Origin of the sequence: Pseudomonas sp. PDM28, assembly GCF_019219115.1 — a bacterium.
In the GTDB taxonomy this organism is placed as follows: Bacteria; Pseudomonadota; Gammaproteobacteria; order Pseudomonadales; family Pseudomonadaceae; genus Aquipseudomonas; species Aquipseudomonas laurylsulfatiphila.
In genome coordinates this window covers 1-265 of sequence record NZ_JAHUWG010000043.1, presented here as the reverse complement: position 1 = coordinate 265, position 265 = coordinate 1, and the positions used below count along the sequence as shown (strand labels likewise).

General features: G+C 52.1%; 1 tRNA gene and 1 rRNA gene. Both read right to left on the bottom strand.

The annotated features are described in order from the left end of the window. Positions 1 to 43 precede the first annotated feature (43 nt). A tRNA-Ile gene (locus KW841_RS29500) sits at positions 44 to 120 on the bottom strand. Between the two features lie 80 nt (positions 121 to 200). Next, a 16S ribosomal RNA gene (locus tag KW841_RS29495) occupies positions 201 to 265 on the bottom strand; the annotation flags it as partial.

Below are 265 nucleotides of genomic sequence, written 5' to 3'. Positions count from 1 at the left end.
GAGCTATGGCCCCGTATTTCTACAGGCGTTTCCCACACAAAATTGGTGGGTCTGGGCAGATTCGAACTGCCGACCTCACCCTTATCAGGGGTGCGCTCTAACCAACTGAGCTACAGACCCAATTTCGGGCTGCTTCTTTCGTCTTCTTCAATGAATCAAGCAATTCGTGTGGGAACTTATGGAGCAGCTGAGTCGTCGATTAAGGAGGTGATCCAGCCGCAGGTTCCCCTACGGCTACCTTGTTACGACTTCACCCCAGTCATGA